Here is a 16079-nt window from a genome sequence, read left to right on the forward strand (position 1 = left end):
CTCTCGGGGACATCAGATGAAAGCAATCCTTGCGACGCTCGCCTTGGCCTGGCGCCTCGCCATCCCCTATTTCAAGGAGAGGCGACAAGGCGAACTCGCCTTTCGATGGTTCACTCTCCGTTTGCAGGAGCGCTGGATCGGCCTCGGCCTGCTCGGCATCATCCTCGCTATCAACGTGGCGCAGGTCTATCTCAACGTCCAGTACAACGCCTGGAACAACCGGTTCTACACCGCCCTGCAGGACCGCAACGGCCCGACCTTCTGGGCGGAGCTGGGCTATTTCAGCCTCATAGCCTTCACGATGGTCGCCTCCGGCGTCATCGAGATCTATCTGACGAGCTGGCTGCGCATCCGCTGGCGCGCCTGGATGACCGAGCATTTCGTCAATCGCTGGATGAACAACGCCAACTACTACCGTCTCGGCGCGCACGGCATGCTCGCCGACAACCCCGACCAGCGTATCGCCGAGGACATCCGCGACTTCATCCTGACGACGCTGACCATCGTCGTCCAACTGTTCAACACGGTGCTGACGCTCTACGCCTTCACCATGGTGCTGTGGGCGATCTCGGCCGAGTTCCCCTATTCCATCGGCAGCTTCAACCTGGTGAGCATTCCCGGCTATCTCGTCTGGGCGGCGGTGCTCTACTCGGTCTTTGGAACCTATATCACCCACCTGATCGGCCGGCCGCTGATCAAGCTGAACTTCCAGCAGCAGCATTTCGAGGCCGACTTCCGCTACTCGATGATGCGGGTTCGCGAGAACGCCGAGGAAATCGCCCTGCTGAAGGGCGAGGAACCGGAAAAGCGGGTGTTCGGCGGCGCCTTCGGACGCGTGGTGACCAACTGGTACGCCCTGATGGACGCCAACCGCAACCTCAGGACCTTCACGCTGTTCTTCGGCCAGTTCTCCGAGGTTTTCCCCTTCATCATGCTGGCGCCGGCCTATTTCCTCGGCGGCTCGACCATGCAGCTCGGCGTCTTGATGCAGACCGGGCAGGCCTTCGGCCGCGTCCAGGACAATTTCTCGGTCTTCGTCTCCCTCTACACCAGCATCGCCGACTGGAAAGCGATGCTCGATCGTCTCACCACCTTCGAACGGGCGATGGACGTCGCCGAAGCCGCCGCCGCCCGGCCGGGCGTGACGCTGAAGCCGACGGCCGGCGAGACGATCGCCGCCGACGGCGCCACCATCGCCCTGCCGGACGGCCGGACGCTGGTCCGCCTCGACGACACCGCCTTCTCGCGCGGCGAGACGGTGCTGATCTCCGGCCCGTCAGGCGCCGGCAAGACCTCGCTGTTCCGGGCGATCGCCGGCATCTGGCCGTTCGGCTCGGGCGAGATCACCCTGCCGGCCGATGCCAGCGTGATGGTGCTGCCGCAAACCGCCTACCTGCCGCTCGGCACGCTCAGGGAGGCGCTCACCTATCCGCATCCGGCCGGAACCTACGACGACGCGACGGTGCGCGACGTGCTGATGGCCGTCGGCCTCGGCGCCTTCGCCGACAAGCTCGACGACCTCTCCGAAGGCCCCAACCTCGCCTCGCGGCTGTCCGGCGGCGAGCAGCAGCGCATCGCCATCGCCCGCGCCATCCTGGCCAAACCCGACTTCCTGCTGCTCGACGAGGCCACCGCCTCGCTCGACGAGGCGTCGGAAGCGACGCTCTACCGGCTGCTCCGCGAGCGGCTGCCAATGGCGGCGATCGTCTCCATCGGCCACCGCTCGTCGCTGAAGCCGCTGCACGACGGGCTGGTCGTGCTCCGGAAGGCGGACGGCGGACCCTTCGTGCTCGGCCGGGCGACGCCGCTGCCGGCCGCCTGATCGCGCATCCGGCCCTTCAAGAACAGCCTCGACGCATTGTCTCCTTGACGGGAACAATGCGTCGCTCTTTTCATGGCTATGCCGGCCGCCTCTCCGTAGCTATACGGACAGGATCGGCGTCAGGCGATGCCGCCCGCATCTCTCGTTCCTGGAGGACCTGCCATGGACAGCATCAAGGCCCCGGCTCTGCTCGCCGGACGTATTCTTCTCTCGATCATCTTCATCACCTCCGGCTGGGGCAAGATCACCGGCTATGCCGGCACCGCCGGCTACATGGAATCGATGGGCGTGCCGTCGATCCTCCTGCCGCTGGTCATCCTGACCGAGCTGGGCGGCGGCCTCGCCGTGCTGGTCGGCTGGCAGACCCGCATCGCCGCCTTCCTCCTGGCCGGCTTCGCCCTGCTCTCCGGCTACCTGTTCCACTACAAGGGCATCACCGGCCAGCCGGGCCAGGAGATGATGGACATGATGAACTGGCTGTCCTTCATGAAGAACGTCACCATCACCGGCGGCTTCCTGGCGCTGGTCGGCGCCGGCGCCGGGCCGTGGTCGGTGGATGCCAAGCTCGGCAAGAGCTGACGGGACAACACAACCGTGAGGCGGAGGGGCGGCTCTCCGCCTTGCCCTTTGCCCGCCGATCGATTACTTGGAAACCCGCGTGCACCCGCTCGCGGGTTTCGCTGTTTTGGCCGGTTACGGCCGCTATCCAGGGCTCAGAACCGATGTCGGATTATCTCAAGGCGCGCTTGCCGCGCGGTCTCGTCGATCGCACTCCCGCCGAACTCAAGGCGACGCAGAAGATGATCGAGACTATCCGGCATACCTATGAACTCTACGGCTTCGAGCCGGTGGAAACGCCGCTCTTCGAATACACCGATGCGCTCGGAAAATTCCTGCCCGATCAGGACCGGCCGAACGAGGGCGTGTTCTCCTTCCTCGACGACGACGAACAGTGGCTCAGCCTTCGCTATGACCTGACCGCGCCGCTCGCCCGCTTCTACGCCGAGAACCACGAGAAACTGCCCAAGCCCTACCGCAGCTATCGGAGCGGCTGGGTGTTCCGCAACGAGAAGCCCGGCCCCGGCCGCTTCCGCCAGTTCATGCAGTTCGACGCCGACACGGTCGGCGCGCCGTCGGTGGCCGCCGACGCGGAGATCTGCATGATGATGGCCGACACCATGGAGGCGCTCGGCCTCAAGGGCCAGTTCGTCGTCCGCGTCAACAACCGCAAGGTGCTGGACGGGGTGATGGAGGTGATCGGCCTTGCCGGCGACGACAAGGCGGCGAGTCGCCTCACCGTGCTCCGGGCCATCGACAAGCTCGACAAGATCGGACCGGACGGCGTGCGCGATCTTCTCGGCGCCGGCCGCTGGGAGAACCCGGAGGAGAAGTCCGGCGACTTCACCAAGGGCGCCGGGCTTTCGGCCGACGCCGCCGAGGTGGTGCTCTCCTTCGTGGCGAGTGGCGCCGACACGGCTGCCGCCACCGCCGGCAATCTCGGCAAGCTGGTCGCCAAGAGCGTCCGCGGCACGGAGGGCGTCGATGAGCTGAGGCTGATCGCCGACCTCGTGGCGGCCGCCGGCTATGCCGACCGGGTGAAGATCGACCCGTCGGTGGTGCGCGGGCTCGAATATTACACCGGCCCCGTCTTCGAGGTGGAGCTGACCTTCGAGGTGACCGGCGACGACGGCCGGCCGGTGCGCTTCGGCGCGGTGGGCGGCGGCGGCCGCTACGACGGGCTGGTCGGCCGCTTCCTCAAGGAGCCGGTGCCGGCCACCGGCTTCTCGATCGGCGTTTCCCGCCTGATGGCGGCGCTCAGGACACTCGGCAAGGTCGGCGCCGACAAGGTGAGCGGCCCGGTCTGCGTGCTGGTGATGGACAAGGCGCCGGAAGCGCTCTCCGGCTACCAGAAGATGGTGGCCGAGCTGCGCGCCGCCGGCATCGCCGCCGAGATGTATCTCGGCGCCTCCGGCATGAAGGCGCAGATGAAATACGCCGACCGCCGCAACGCCCCCTGCGTGGTCATCGAGGGTTCCAACGAGCGGGAGGCCGGCATCGTCCAGATCAAGGACCTCGCCCTCGGCAAGGAGCTGTCGGCCGGCATCACCGACAACGCCGAGTGGCGCGCCGCCCGGCCGGCCCAGAAGGAGGTCGCCCGCGCCGACCTCGTCGCCGAGGTCAGGGCCATCGTCGAAGCCGCCGGAGGCGCGGCATGACCGACGCCATCCAGATCGCCCTCGACAGCTTCCGGGCAGCCGGTTTCACCGCCGTCGACGTGCCGGTGCTGCTGCCGATGGAGGACTTCGTCCGCATCTCCGGCGAGGAGTTCCGACGCCGCATCTTTGTGACGTCGTCCAACAACGGCCATGACTGGTGCCTGCGCCCCGAGTTCACCATTCCCGTGGTGCGCACCATGCTGGCCGCCGAGCCAGCCGGCGGCCGCTACTGCTATTCCGGCCGCATCTTCCGGAATGGCCGGCCCGGCGAGGCCGACGAGGTGTGGCAGGTGGGCGGCGAGATTCTCGGCGACCACGAGCCCGTCGCCACCGACGCGGCGGCGCTGGCCCACGCCGTGGCGATCACCGCCGCCTGCGGCGTGACGCGCCAGCGCATCGTGGTCGGCGACGTCGCCCTGTTCTCGGCGCTGCTGTCGGCGCTCGACATTCCGCCGGCCTGGCGGGCGCGGCTGACCGACCTGTTCGGCGAGCCGGACAAGATCGCCGACACGCTGGCCCGCCTTGAGCAGCGCCGCTTCGGCTTCCCCGGCTTTGCGGCGCATGCCGAGATCATCGAGGCGCTCAGCGCCTTCCCGGCCGAGAAGGTCGGCCAGCTGTTCGCCGACATCCTCTCCATCGCCGGCGTCCGGACGGTCGGCGGCCGCACCACCGGCGAGATCGCCGAGCGGGTGCTCGAACAGGCGATGCTCGCCGCCTCCGACGGCGTGCCGGCCGACACCATCACCGCCATCTCCGACTTCATGGCCATGCAGGACGACGGCGGCGGCGACCTCGCCATCGACGAAGGCATCGCCCGCCTCGACGTGCTCTCCCAGCGCATCGGCGACCGGCCGCCGTTCCGCGCCGCCGTCGACCGCTTCAAGGCGCGCGTCGCCGCCATCGCCGCGCTCGGCGTCGACCTCGCGACGCTGCACTACGCCGCCGGCTTCGGCCGCCGCCTCGGCTATTACGACGGCTTCGTGTTCGACGTCTACGACGCCGACCGCCTCGACGTCGGTCAGGTGAGCGGCGGCGGCCGCTACGACGGTCTCGTCCGCCACTTCAAGGCCGCCGAGGCGGTCAAGGCCGTCGGCTTCGCCGTCTGGCCCGAGCGTTTCCGGAGGCCGTCATGACCGAACCGCTGATCGTCGCCGTGCCGTCCAAGGGGCGGCTTCAGGAGCAGACGCTGGCCTTCTTCGAGCGGGCCGGCCTGCCGATCCGCCAGGCGCGCGGCGCCCGCGACTATTTCGGCACCGTCGACGGCCTGAAGGGCGTCGAGGTGCAGTTCCGCTCGGCCTCGGAGATCGCCCGCGAGATCGGCGCCGGCAACGTGCATCTCGCCGTCACCGGCATCGACCTCTTGCACGAGACGCTGGGCGGCGACGACGGCGACCGCCTCGACGCCGAGGAGGCGCCGCCCCCGGCTCACATCGTGACGCGGCTCGGCTTCGGACGCGCCGACGTGGTAGTGGCCGTGCCGCAGGCCTGGCTCGACGTGCAGACCATGGCCGACCTTGCCGACGTCGCCGCCCGCTTCCGCCTGAAGCACTACCGGCCGATGCGCGTCGCCACCAAGTATGTCGCGCTGACGCGGCGCTTCCTCAACGCCCACGGCGTCCACGACTACCTGATCGTCGAGAGCCCCGGCGCCACCGAGGGCGCGCCGGCCGCCGGCACCGCCGAGCTGATCGTCGACATCACCTCCACCGGCCAGACGCTGGTCGAGAACGGTCTGAAGATCGTCGACGACGGCGTCATCATGCGTTCGGAAGCGGCGCTGACCGCCTCGCTGGCCGCCCGCTGGACGGAGGCGACCCGCGATGCCTGCCGCAGCATGCTGACCCGCATCGCCGCCGACGACCGGGCGCGCTCGGTGCGGCGGATCGACGCGGTGATCCGGCCGTCGTCGATGCTGCCCGACGAGTTGCGGTCGCGCCCCGAGCTGACGATCATGTCGCTGCACGACGAGAGCCTCAGCCTGCTGGTGCCCAGGGCCGGCGCCCAGGCCGAAGCCGAGGCGCTGATCGGCCGCGGCGCCACCACCGTCACCATCTCCTCGGTGGAATACGTCTTCGAGGCCGAGAACGCGCTCTACGAGAAGCTGGAAGCGCGACTCGGACAATAGCCGGGGGGCATTGAAAAGGACTCCCGGCTATTCCGCTTGCCGATTTCTTGCGCCACTGATGCAAACGAGAAATCGGCAATGGCCTCAATGAGCGGAGGCGTCGGCGTCTTCGCGAGTTGGTATGACGTATCGGCGCCGTCAGGCGTAGGGCGTGCCGGCCATCGCCGCCGCCACGCCGTGGCTGCCCTTGTCAACGAGGGCAAGCAAGGCGGCCTTCGCCTTCTCCCCGTCGCGCGCCTGCCGGAAGATCCGGTGCGCTTCCAGAAAGGCAACGGTCCAGGTGGCCAGCAGCAGCCCGGCGGCCAGACGGGCATCGGGGTCGTCGGCCTCCCGGCCGGCATCCTCGGCCAGCGCCGCCGTCACCACCGCCGCCAGTTCGTCGCGGATCGCCCTCGCCCGCGCCTTCAGCGTTTCACTGTCTTCCGCCGTCTGGATGAAATCCTGACTGGCATCGGTGAAGCGGAGGAAAGGCACCCGCTCGGCGACCAGCCGATGGGCGAGCCGGCGCAGCGTCTCGACCGGTGAAACGGCGGGGTCGCGCTGGCGCAAGGCGTTGCGCAGGATGTCGCGGCCCTCCTCGTCGCGATCGAAGAACATATCCTCCTTGCGGGCGAAATGATTGAACACCGTCATCCGGCCGACATCGGCGGCGGCGGCGATCTCGTCCACCGTCACGTTGTCGAAACCCCGCTCGCGGAACAGGCGATCGGCGGCAAACGAAATGGTGCGGCGCGTGGCAAGGCGCTTGCGGGTTCGGCGGTCGGTCGGCATCGGCATGGCGCCATCGATAGCACGATTTCTATACCGGGTACACATTTTGCGTTGACGTGAGACCGGCGACGGCGTAACCAAACGTATACCCGGTACATAATTAGGCTCGGTACGGCACTGGACGCCGTGGCGCAGCCGGCAGGCCGGAAGGAGATGCTCATGAAGGCGGTACGGTTCAGCGATTACGGCGGCCCCGAGGTTCTGCGGCTGGTCGAGATCGAGGCGCCGCACGCCGGCCCCGGCGAGGTGCGGATCGCCGTGCGGGCCGCCGGGGTCAATCCGTCGGACTGGAAACGCCGGGCCGGGCAGTACCGCGCCTTTGAGCGCGTCGAATTCCCGGCCAGCGTCGGCGTCGAGGCATCCGGCATCGTCGACGAGGTCGGCCCCGGCGTTGCCGGCGTGTCGATCGGCGATGCCGTGTTCGGCTTCGGCGACGGCACCATGGCCGAACAGGCGGTGCTGACGCACTGGTCGCCGAAGCCCGCCGACCTGCCGTTCGAGGTGGCCGGCGGCCTGCCGGTGATCTTCGACACGGCGACGCGCGCGCTCGACGAAGTCGGCGTTCTCACCGGCGAGACGCTGCTGGTCAGCGGCGCGGCCGGCGGCATCGGCACGGCCGTCGTCCAGTTGGCCCGCCTGCGGGGGATCACGGTGATCGGCACCGCCAGCCCGCCGAAGCAGGATTATCTCCGCAATCTCGGCGCCATTGCGACGACCTACGGGCCGGGCCTCAAGGCTCGCGTCGAGGCGCTGGCGCCGGATGGCGTCGACGCCGCGCTCGACATCGCCGGCTCCGGCATCATCCCGGAGCTGATCGACATCGTCGGCGATCCTCGCCGCGTTCTCTCGGTCGCCGATTTCTCGGCCGAGCAACATGGCGCGAAGTTCTCGCACGGGCCGCCGAAGGATCCGGCGCGGATCCTGGCTGTCGCGGCCGAGCTATGCGCCAATGGCCTGTTCCGGCTGCCGGTGGAACGAACCTTTCCGCTCGACGGCGTGGCGGAGGCGCAGGAGGCCAGCGCCGGAGGACACGTCACCGGCAAGCTCGTTGTTTGCGTTGCCCAGGGTCCGGCTTCCTCATGAACAGACCCCTCGCCGTCATCTTCGCCGCCGTCTGTCTCGATGCCGTGGGCATCGGCCTCGTCTTCCCCATCCTGCCGCGCCTTCTGGAGGAGGTGACGCAGAGCCGCAATATCGCGCCCACCATCGGCATCATGATCGCGCTCTACGCTGCCATGCAGTTCGTCTTCGCGCCGGTGCTCGGCGCCCTGAGCGACGTCCTCGGCCGGCGGCCGGTGCTGCTGCTGTCGCTGGCCGGCGCGGCGGTCAACTACGTCATCATGGCCTTCGCGCCGCAGCTATGGATGCTGCTGCTCGGCCGCGCCATCGCCGGCCTGACCAGCGCCAACGTCACCGTGGCCATGGCCTACATCACCGACATCACGCCCGAGGACCAGCGCGCCCGACGCTTCGGCCTGTTCAACGCCATGTTCGGCGCCGGCTTCATCGTCGGTCCGGTGCTCGGCGGCGTGCTCGGCGACACCTGGCTGCGGCTGCCGTTCATCGCCGCCGCGCTGCTCAACGCCGGCAATCTCCTGCTGGCCTGGTTCATCCTGCCGGAATCGCGCCCGCCCTCCGGCCGGAGAATCGACCTCGCCGCGCTCAACCCGCTCCGGCCGCTGCAATGGGTGCTGTCGATGAAGGGGCTGCTGCCGATCGTCCTGGTGGTGTTCTTCCTGAGCGGCGCCGGAGAGGCCTACGGCACCTGCTGGGCGCTGTGGGGCTTCGACACCTTCCACTGGAACGGTCTGTGGATCGGCCTGTCGCTCGGCGCGTTCGGCGTCTGCCAGACGCTGATGCAGGCCCTCCTGCCTGGCCCGGCGAGCCGGCTGCTCGGCGAGCGCTGGGCCGCCATCGCCGGCATCGCCGGCGCCAGCATCGCTCTCGTCGCCATGGCCTTCGCGAGGCAAGGCTGGATCGTGTTCGCCGTCATGCCGATCTTCACTCTCGTCGGCATCGGCATGCCGGCGCTTCAGGCGCTGGCCACCCGGCAGGTCGACGACAGCCGCCAGGGCCAGTTCCAGGGCGTGCTGACATCGACCGTCAGCCTTTCCTCGATCGTCGCCCCGCTCGGCTTCTCGACGCTCTACTTCGCGGTCCAGAAAGCATGGCCCGGCGCCATCTGGCTGTCGGTGGTGGCCATCTACGCCATCGCCGTGCCGCTGGTGCTCGTCGGCACCCGGACGGCGCGGCCGGCGGGAGCGTGAGTCATTTCGGACGGACGAAGGCGGCCCGTTCCCTCTCGACGGTGTCGCGGATGTCGCAGCCGGTGAAGTGGTCGTTGACGAGGCCCATGGCCTGCATGAAGGCGTAGACGGTGGTGGGGCCGACGAAGCTCCAGCCGCGCTTCAGGAGCGCCTTGGACAGCGCCGTCGATTCCGCCGTCTTCGGCACCACGTCGGCCCGCGTGAAAGACGCCGGCCGGCTGGCCGGATCGGGCTCGTAGCGCCAGACGAAAGCGGCCAGCGAGCCGGCTTCCTGTTGCAGGTCCAGCGCGCGGCGGGCGTTGTTGACGGTGGAGACGATCTTGCCGCGATGGCGGACGATGCCGGCGTCCTGCACCAGTCGCTCGATGTCGGCGTCGGTGAAGGCGGCGACGGTCGGAATGTCGAAGCCCTGGAAGGCGGCGCGGAAATTGTCGCGCTTCCTGAGGATGGTCAGCCAGGACAGGCCCGACTGGAAGCCTTCGAGGCAAAGCTTTTCGAACAGGCGCGTATCGTCCTTGACCGGCCGGCCCCATTCCTCGTCGTGGTAGCGGCGGTAGAGCGGATCGCCGCTTGCCCAGGCGCAGCGCCTGACCCCGTCTTCGTCCGCGACAATGCCGTCGATGATGCCGTCCATGCCCATCCCTCTCGTCCGGTGATCGTTGCGGAGCGAGGCTAGCGGCCGCCGCCGCCGCAAAATGGCAGCAGTAAGAAGGCGGCCGGGGAAACCGGCCGCCTCGGCATTGCGTCCCGGACCGGCCGGTCAGGCGAACAGGGCGTCGATGTCGTCCTGGGTGGCGCAATCGGCGGTCGGCAGCGCCGGACCGTTGAGCAGAGCGGCGTCGCCGACGCGGCGCAGCGACTCGTCGGCCTCGATGGTGTTGAAGGCCTCCATGCCGCCCCAGATCTCCATCATGCGGTTGACGCGATCCTCGATGAAGCGGAGCACGTTGACCACCTTGGTGATGCGCTGGCCGGTGAGATCCTGGAAGTTGCAGGCCTCGTAGATGGCCAGCACCCGCTCCTGGATGTCGGCGGCCATCGCCTGCTGCTCGCCCTTGAGGTGGGCGACGAGGTTGTTGGCGTCGTCGTCGATCCGTTCCACCGCCGACAGGATGCTCTCGGTGGCGTTCTCGGTACCCTGGACGACGGCGTCCAGCTCGTCGGTGACGCGGCTCATGTCCTCGCCCTTGAAGCCGGAGACATGCAGGCTGGCGATTTCCTGCTTGGTGCGGGAGATCGCTTCCTGAATGGTGTCCATCTCGGTCTTCAGCTTGTAGGCTTCGGTGAACTGCTTCTGGTAGTCGGCGATGATATCCTTGCTGATCTCCTGATGCGGCTTGACCAGCTTCTTGATCTCGCTCAGCTCCTGAAGAATCGCATCGGCGCCGAAACCGCCTGCCGGCCCGGACGCGGCACCGACGCCAAGCATAGCTTCGATACGATAAGCCTTGCGAGCCAACGCCATATTACACTCCTCGCGTCCGAAATCGGGAAGTATCGTCAAATTCCGGCGACGCTGCCGACGGAGCAAATTTAGAGCGAGGCGGTTAACAACGCGTATGCCGGAAACAGATCCGCTAAAATTTCCTGCACAGTTTCAGATAGTTGAAACGATACGCGATACGCTTCCTTAACCATGGCGAAAGATCGCTCCAATTGTAGCGAAGCCGGTCGCCTGCCGTTCACCATTCCTAGAGCGCCCCCGCCTAGCCTTTTCCGGGCGTCGACGGCCAGTCCGCGGCGCTGTTCGAAGTCTCCACCATCGAGGGTTCAACCGATGAAAGCTGCCGCCCTGTTCCTTGCGGGCATTGCCGCCGTCGTGGCCGCATCGGGTCCGGCCGCCGCCCAGGCGGGTCGCTATCTGGCGCCGCCGCCGATCGTGCTGTCGCCCAACCTCACCGATCCCTGGGTGATGCAGCTCCAGCCCGGCAACCGGCCGATCTACGCGGCGCCGGAGGCGCGGAGCCCGCGCACCTGGTCGGCGCCGCCGGCCGCCGAGGCCAAGGTGGCGCGCAAGGTCGATCCGCGCAGCCAGCCGCTGGCGCCGGAACTCTTGCCGCAGGAGGTGGCCTACGACGGTCCCGGCGTGCCCGGCTCCATCGTCATCGATACCAGGAACCGCTTCCTCTACCTCGTCGAGGCCGACGGCACGGCGCGCCGCTATGGCGTCGGCGTCGGCCGGCCGGGCTTCACCTGGGCCGGCGAGCACCGCATCACCCGCAAGGCCGAGTGGCCCTCCTGGCATCCGCCGGCCGAGATGCGGCAGCGCCAGCCCGGCTTGCCGGTGATGATGCCCGGCGGCCCCAAGAACCCGCTCGGCGCCCGCGCCATGTATCTCGGCTCGACGCTCTACCGCATCCACGGCACGGCCGAGCCGTGGACGATCGGCCACGCCGTGTCGTCGGGCTGCATCCGCATGCGCAACGAGGATGTCACCGATCTCTACGAGCGGGTGAAGGTCGGCACGCGGGTGATCGTGATATAGCCGCCTCACCCCGGCGCTTTTTCGCGTCCGGCCGGGCGGCATCTACCCCTTTGAGCGGCGGCGGTCTCGACAGGCGGGACCGCCGCCTCCTAGTTTCCCGACATCGACCATGATTCGTTTCCGCAAGTCTCCGGGTTTCTCCATGATGAAAATGTCCATTGGTCCGGCGCGTCCGCTGATGCTGGCGCTCACAGCCGGGCTTGCCCTGTCCGCCTGCGTCTCGTCGAAGCCGGTGGAGCCGCCCAAGCCGCCGCCGGCCATCGAGAAGCCCGTCAAGCCGCTGTCCTACCTGCCGGACGACACCGCCGACGACCCGCGCGACCTCAACCTCTCCGGCGACCAGCTGCCGCCCGAGCCGTTCCGGCGGGCCGAGATCGATTTCCCGACCGACGAGCCGCCGGGCACGGTGATCATCGATACCGGCGACAAGCATCTCTACCTCGTCGAGGACGACGGCAAGGCGATGCGCTACGGCGTCGGCGTCGGCCGCCAGGGCTTTTCCTGGAAGGGCACGGTGGAGATCGGCAGCCGGCAGAAGTGGCCGCGCTGGTTCCCGCCCAAGGAGATGATCGCCCGCGAGGCGGCGCGCGGCCACAACATTCCGGACATGATGGAAGGGCAGATCGGCAACCCGCTCGGCGCCCGCGCCCTCTACCTCTATGACGGCCCCAAGGACACGCTGTTCCGCATCCACGGCACCTTCGAGCCGAAGAGCATCGGCACCAACGCCTCCTCGGGCTGCATCCGCATGGCCAATGCCGACGTGATGGATCTCTACGAGCGCGTCAAGGTGGGCACGCGGGTGGTGGTGCGCTGAGGCGACCGGCGCCCCTGCCGGGACCTGCGTCGAAGCCTGCCGAAATCAGCCGGGATTGCGGCCTGACGGCCGGCCCGGCGGAATTCGGGGCGCGGGGTGCTAGAACTGGGCGATGCGCTTGGTGTAGGCGTCCAGCACGCAGCCGCGCGGATCATCGGTGCGGGCGCATTTCAGCATCTGCGCCCGCCAGGCGCGTTGCGACGTCTTGAGCGAGCCCACCTGATCGGCGCTGGCGCGGGCCAGCGCGCGGGCAAAGTCCTTGGCGAGCCTGAGGTCGAGATCGGCCAGGGCGTCGTCGCCGCAGATCAGCCGCTCGACTTCCGACTTGGCGCCATCGCAGTCGAAGCTCGGCTGGGCGGCGTTGGCAGGCAGCGCCATCATCGTCAGAAAGACGATGGCAATGATGCCCGAACCTGCCACCAATCCGCTCATCGCCTGCTCCCGTCCGCTCAAACGACCGTTCTTTCGCCGAGCTGGATAATCAAGTTTAACGTATGATCCCGGCATACGTCCATGGTCGTTCATGTACGGTCGACATCAGCCGCCATCAACACCAGGAAGATGACGTTTTTGGGAGCAAATGCCGGCTTTTGCCGGTTTGGTGAATTTCGCGCGCCGGCGTGGCGCCGAGGCCGGACCGGCGGTCTTCCCCGATTGCGAAGATCGATCATTGCGCGTATCACCTTGGCCGCGCAACAACAGGACCGGAAATCGCCATCATGACGCCGAAACCGCGGGTCGGGCTGTTCGTGACCTGCCTCGTCGACTTCTTCCGCCCGACCGTCGGTTTCGCCGCCGTCAAGCTGATCGAGGACGCCGGCTGCGAGGTGTTCGTGCCGGCCGGTCAGACCTGCTGCGGCCAGCCTGCCTACAACTCCGGCGACCGGGCCGGCGCGCGGGCGCTGGCCGAACAGGTGATCGCCCTGTTCGAGGGCTTCGACCACGTGGTGATCCCCTCCGGCTCCTGCGCCGGCATGATCAAGGTCCACTACCCCTCGCTGTTCGCCGGCGAGCCCGGCTGGACGCTCAGGGCCGAGCGGCTCGCCGCCAAGACTCACGAACTGACCGCCTTCCTGACCGACGTGCTGGGCGTCGGTCCGCTGCCGACCGCCTGGGAGGGCACGGCGACTTATCACGATTCCTGCTCCGGCCTCCGGGAACTCGGCGTCAAGGATCAGCCGCGCAAGCTGCTCGCCGCCGTCGACGGCCTCACCGTCAAGGAAATGCGCGATCCCGAAAGCTGCTGCGGCTTCGGCGGCACCTTCTGCGTCAAATACGACGAGATCTCCAATGCGATTGTCGACCGCAAGGCCGCCGACGTCAGATCGACCGGCGCCGACCTGCTGCTCGGCGGCGACCTCGGCTGCCTGCTCAACATCGCCGGCAAGCTGAAGCGCGAGGGCTCGACGGTCGAGGTGCGCCACGTTGCCGAGGTGCTGGCCGGCATGACCGCCGGCCCGGCCATCGGGGGGGCGAAACGATGAGCGGCGCGCCGGCTTCCGCCACCTTTCCGAAGAACGCCCGCGCGGCGCTCGCCAATCCGCCACTCCTCAAGGCCATCGCCCATATCGAGGAGACGCTGGTGTCCGGCCGCCGCCGCGCCATCGACGCCCTGCCCGAGTTCGAGGCGCTGCGCGACGCCGGCCGCGACCTGAAGGCGCATACGCTCGCCCACCTCGACCTCTATCTCGAAGCCTTCGAGCGGAAGGTGATGGACGCCGGCGGCCACGTGCATTGGGCGGCCGACGCGGCCGAGGCCAATTCGATCATCCTCGACATCTGCAAGGCGGCCGGCGCCCGCACGGTGACCAAGGGCAAGTCGATGATCACCGAGGAGGTCGGCCTCAACGCCTTCCTGGAGGGGAACGGCGTCAGGCCGGTGGAGACCGATCTCGGCGAGTACATCATCCAGCTGCGCGGCGAAACGCCGAGCCACATCATCGCGCCGGCCGTACACGTCAACAAGGAGCAGGTGGCGGCCGACTTCCGCCGCGCCCACACCGACCTCGATCCGCGCCGCAACCTCGACGAGCCGGTGTCGCTCCTGGCCGAGGCGCGCGGCGTGCTGCGCGAGCGCTTCCTTGCCGCCGACGTCGGCATCACCGGCGCCAACTTCCTGGTGGCCGAGACCGGATCGACGGTGATCGTCACCAACGAGGGTAACGGCGATCTTTCGCAGATCCTGCCGAAAACCCACATCGTGCTCGCCTCGATCGAGAAGGTGGTGCCGACGCTGGAGGACGTCGCCACCATCATGCGGCTGCTCGCCCGCTCGGCCACCGGCCAGGAGATGAGCGTCTACACCACCTTCTCCACCGGTCCGCGCCGGCCGGGCGATCCGGACGGCCCCGAGGCCTTCCACGTGGTGCTGCTCGACAACGGCCGCTCGGCCATGCTCGGCACGGAGTTCGAGGACATGCTGCGCTGCATCCGCTGCGGCGCCTGCATCAACCATTGCCCGGTCTACCGGTCGATCGGCGGCCATGCCTATGGCTCGGTCTATCCGGGGCCGATGGGCTCGGTGCTGACGCCGTCGCTTTACGGGTTGGAGACATCGGCACATCTCGCCAACGCCTCGACGCTGTGCGGCCGCTGCGAGAGCGTCTGCCCGATGCGCATTCCGCTGCCGAAGATGCTGCGCCACTGGCGCGAGAAGGAGTTCGAGCGGCATCTGACGCCGCGGAAGGCCCGCCTCGGCCTCGCCGCCTGGCGCCTTCTCGCGAACCGTCCGCGCCTCTACGGCCTGACGACGCGGCTCGCCGCCTGGGGCCTTGCCCGCCTCGCCGGCAAGAGCGGCGCGCTCACCTCGCTGCCGCTGGCCGGCGGCTGGACCAAGTGGCGCGACCTGCCGGCGCCGGAGGGCGGCACCTTCCGCACCGAATGGGCCAAGCGGGGGAGGCACTGATGTCGAGCCGCGAAGCCATCCTCGGCCGCATCCGCCGGTCGCTCGGCGCGTCAGGCAGCGATGCCCCCCGCCACGACGCCGTCCGCCACCATCTCCATACGACGCCGCGGAACGTCGTGCCGGCGCGCGGGCAACTGCCGCCGGCCGAACGGGTGGCGCTGTTCTGCCGCAAGGCGGAGGAGGTGTTCGCCTCGGTCGTCCGCCTCGACCGGCCCGACGGCATCCCGTCGGCCGTCGCCGACTATCTCCGCAGCCGAAACCTGCCGCAGGCGATCCGGCGCGGCGACGATCCACGCCTTGCCGCCCTGCCCTGGGAGCGGGAGGCGCAGCTCGCTGTTTCGACCGGCGCCAGCGCCGGCGCCGACCTCGTCGGCGTCAGCCACGCCGACGCCGGCGTCGCCGAGACGGGCACGCTGGTGCTGACCTCCGGCCCGGACAATCCGACCACGCTCAATTTCCTGCCCGACCACCATATCGTCGTCGTCGACGCCTCGACGGTATCAGGCGACTATGAGACGGTGTGGGCCGACCTGCGCCGGCGGTTCGGCGCCGGGGCGATGCCGCGCACCGTCAACCTCGTCACCGGCCCGTCGCGATCGGCCGACATCGAGGAGACGCTGCTGCTCGGCGCCCACGGCCCGCGCAGCCTGCACATCCTGGTGGTGGGGTAA

Annotated in this window: 16 protein-coding genes; 12 read left to right on the forward strand and 4 right to left on the reverse strand. The window is 68.5% G+C overall.

The features are described from left to right. Positions 1-16 precede the first annotated feature (16 nt). The 5 genes from H512_RS0102380 to hisG all read left to right on the forward strand — a co-directional run bounded on the left by H512_RS0102380 (position 17) and on the right by hisG (position 6163). A complete protein-coding gene (locus tag H512_RS0102380) occupies positions 17-1822 on the forward strand; it encodes an ABC transporter ATP-binding protein/permease (protein WP_026782159.1) in 1806 nt (601 codons plus the stop codon). A gap of 162 nt (positions 1823-1984) precedes the next feature. Continuing rightward, positions 1985-2401, forward strand: a complete 417-nt coding sequence (locus H512_RS0102385) for a DoxX family protein (protein WP_026782160.1) — start codon at positions 1985-1987, stop codon at positions 2399-2401. A 143-nt stretch (positions 2402-2544) separates the two neighbouring features. Next, complete coding sequence (gene hisS, locus H512_RS0102390; protein ID WP_036789722.1) at positions 2545-4038, forward strand: histidine--tRNA ligase; 1494 nt, start codon at positions 2545-2547, stop codon at positions 4036-4038. Next, complete coding sequence (locus H512_RS0102395; protein ID WP_026782162.1) at positions 4035-5171, forward strand: ATP phosphoribosyltransferase regulatory subunit; 1137 nt, start codon at positions 4035-4037, stop codon at positions 5169-5171. Before hisS ends, H512_RS0102395 begins: the two co-directional genes overlap by 4 nt. Then, complete coding sequence (hisG, locus tag H512_RS0102400) at positions 5168-6163, forward strand: ATP phosphoribosyltransferase (protein ID WP_026782163.1); 996 nt, start codon at positions 5168-5170, stop codon at positions 6161-6163. Before H512_RS0102395 ends, hisG begins: the two co-directional genes overlap by 4 nt. A 138-nt stretch (positions 6164-6301) precedes the next feature. Here the strand turns inward: hisG and H512_RS0102405 are convergent, their stop codons facing one another. Then, positions 6302-6940 (reverse strand): TetR/AcrR family transcriptional regulator, encoded by a 639-nt coding sequence (locus H512_RS0102405; protein WP_026782164.1) that lies wholly within the window; start codon positions 6938-6940, stop codon positions 6302-6304. A 153-nt stretch (positions 6941-7093) separates the two neighbouring features. On the opposite strand from H512_RS0102405, the gene H512_RS0102410 reads away from it, so the two are divergent. Both H512_RS0102410 and H512_RS0102415 read left to right on the forward strand, forming a co-directional pair. Further along, positions 7094-8017, forward strand: a complete 924-nt coding sequence (locus H512_RS0102410; RefSeq protein ID WP_026782165.1) for an NADP-dependent oxidoreductase — start codon at positions 7094-7096, stop codon at positions 8015-8017. Continuing rightward, positions 8014-9201, forward strand: a complete 1188-nt coding sequence (locus tag H512_RS0102415) for a TCR/Tet family MFS transporter (protein ID WP_026782166.1) — start codon at positions 8014-8016, stop codon at positions 9199-9201. Before H512_RS0102410 ends, H512_RS0102415 begins: the two co-directional genes overlap by 4 nt. A 1-nt stretch (position 9202) precedes the next feature. On the opposite strand, the gene H512_RS0102420 is transcribed toward H512_RS0102415, so the two are convergent. Next, positions 9203-9835, reverse strand: coding sequence for a DNA-3-methyladenine glycosylase I (locus H512_RS0102420; RefSeq protein WP_156899316.1), 633 nt, complete (start codon positions 9833-9835; stop codon positions 9203-9205). Positions 9836-9961: 126 nt separating this feature from the next. Further along, on the reverse strand, positions 9962-10666 hold the full coding sequence (locus H512_RS0102425; protein WP_026782168.1) for a protein phosphatase CheZ: 705 nt from the start codon (positions 10664-10666) through the stop codon (positions 9962-9964). A gap of 312 nt (positions 10667-10978) precedes the next feature. On the opposite strand from H512_RS0102425, the gene H512_RS0102430 reads away from it, so the two are divergent. After that, positions 10979-11686, forward strand: coding sequence for a L,D-transpeptidase (locus tag H512_RS0102430; protein WP_026782169.1), 708 nt, complete (start codon positions 10979-10981; stop codon positions 11684-11686). 142 nt (positions 11687-11828) lie between these two features. Next, entirely contained in the window at positions 11829-12503 is a 675-nt protein-coding gene (locus H512_RS25555; RefSeq protein WP_245585338.1) for a L,D-transpeptidase, read from the forward strand. A gap of 99 nt (positions 12504-12602) precedes the next feature. Here H512_RS25555 and H512_RS0102440 read toward each other — a convergent pair whose 3' ends face one another. Then, positions 12603-12935 carry a lysozyme inhibitor LprI family protein gene (locus H512_RS0102440; RefSeq protein WP_026782170.1) on the reverse strand — a complete coding sequence of 111 codons (333 nt, stop codon included), beginning with the start codon at positions 12933-12935 and terminating at the stop codon, positions 12603-12605. A 287-nt stretch (positions 12936-13222) separates the two neighbouring features. On the opposite strand from H512_RS0102440, the gene H512_RS0102445 reads away from it, so the two are divergent. Genes H512_RS0102445 through H512_RS0102455 form a run of 3 tightly spaced genes read left to right on the forward strand, consistent with a single transcriptional unit; the run spans position 13223 to position 16079 of the window. Continuing rightward, positions 13223-13987: a (Fe-S)-binding protein gene (locus H512_RS0102445; RefSeq protein ID WP_026782171.1), complete on the forward strand. Its 765-nt coding sequence runs from the start codon at positions 13223-13225 to the stop codon at positions 13985-13987. Continuing rightward, positions 13984-15408 carry a LutB/LldF family L-lactate oxidation iron-sulfur protein gene (locus H512_RS0102450; protein ID WP_026782172.1) on the forward strand — a complete coding sequence of 475 codons (1425 nt, stop codon included), beginning with the start codon at positions 13984-13986 and terminating at the stop codon, positions 15406-15408. The genes H512_RS0102445 and H512_RS0102450 overlap by 4 nt, the downstream gene beginning before the upstream one ends. Continuing rightward, positions 15408-16079 carry a LutC/YkgG family protein gene (locus tag H512_RS0102455; RefSeq protein WP_026782173.1) on the forward strand — a complete coding sequence of 224 codons (672 nt, stop codon included), beginning with the start codon at positions 15408-15410 and terminating at the stop codon, positions 16077-16079. Before H512_RS0102450 ends, H512_RS0102455 begins: the two co-directional genes overlap by 1 nt.

Source organism: Pleomorphomonas koreensis DSM 23070 (genome assembly GCF_000425185.1).
Lineage (GTDB): Bacteria > Pseudomonadota > Alphaproteobacteria > Rhizobiales > Pleomorphomonadaceae > Pleomorphomonas > Pleomorphomonas koreensis.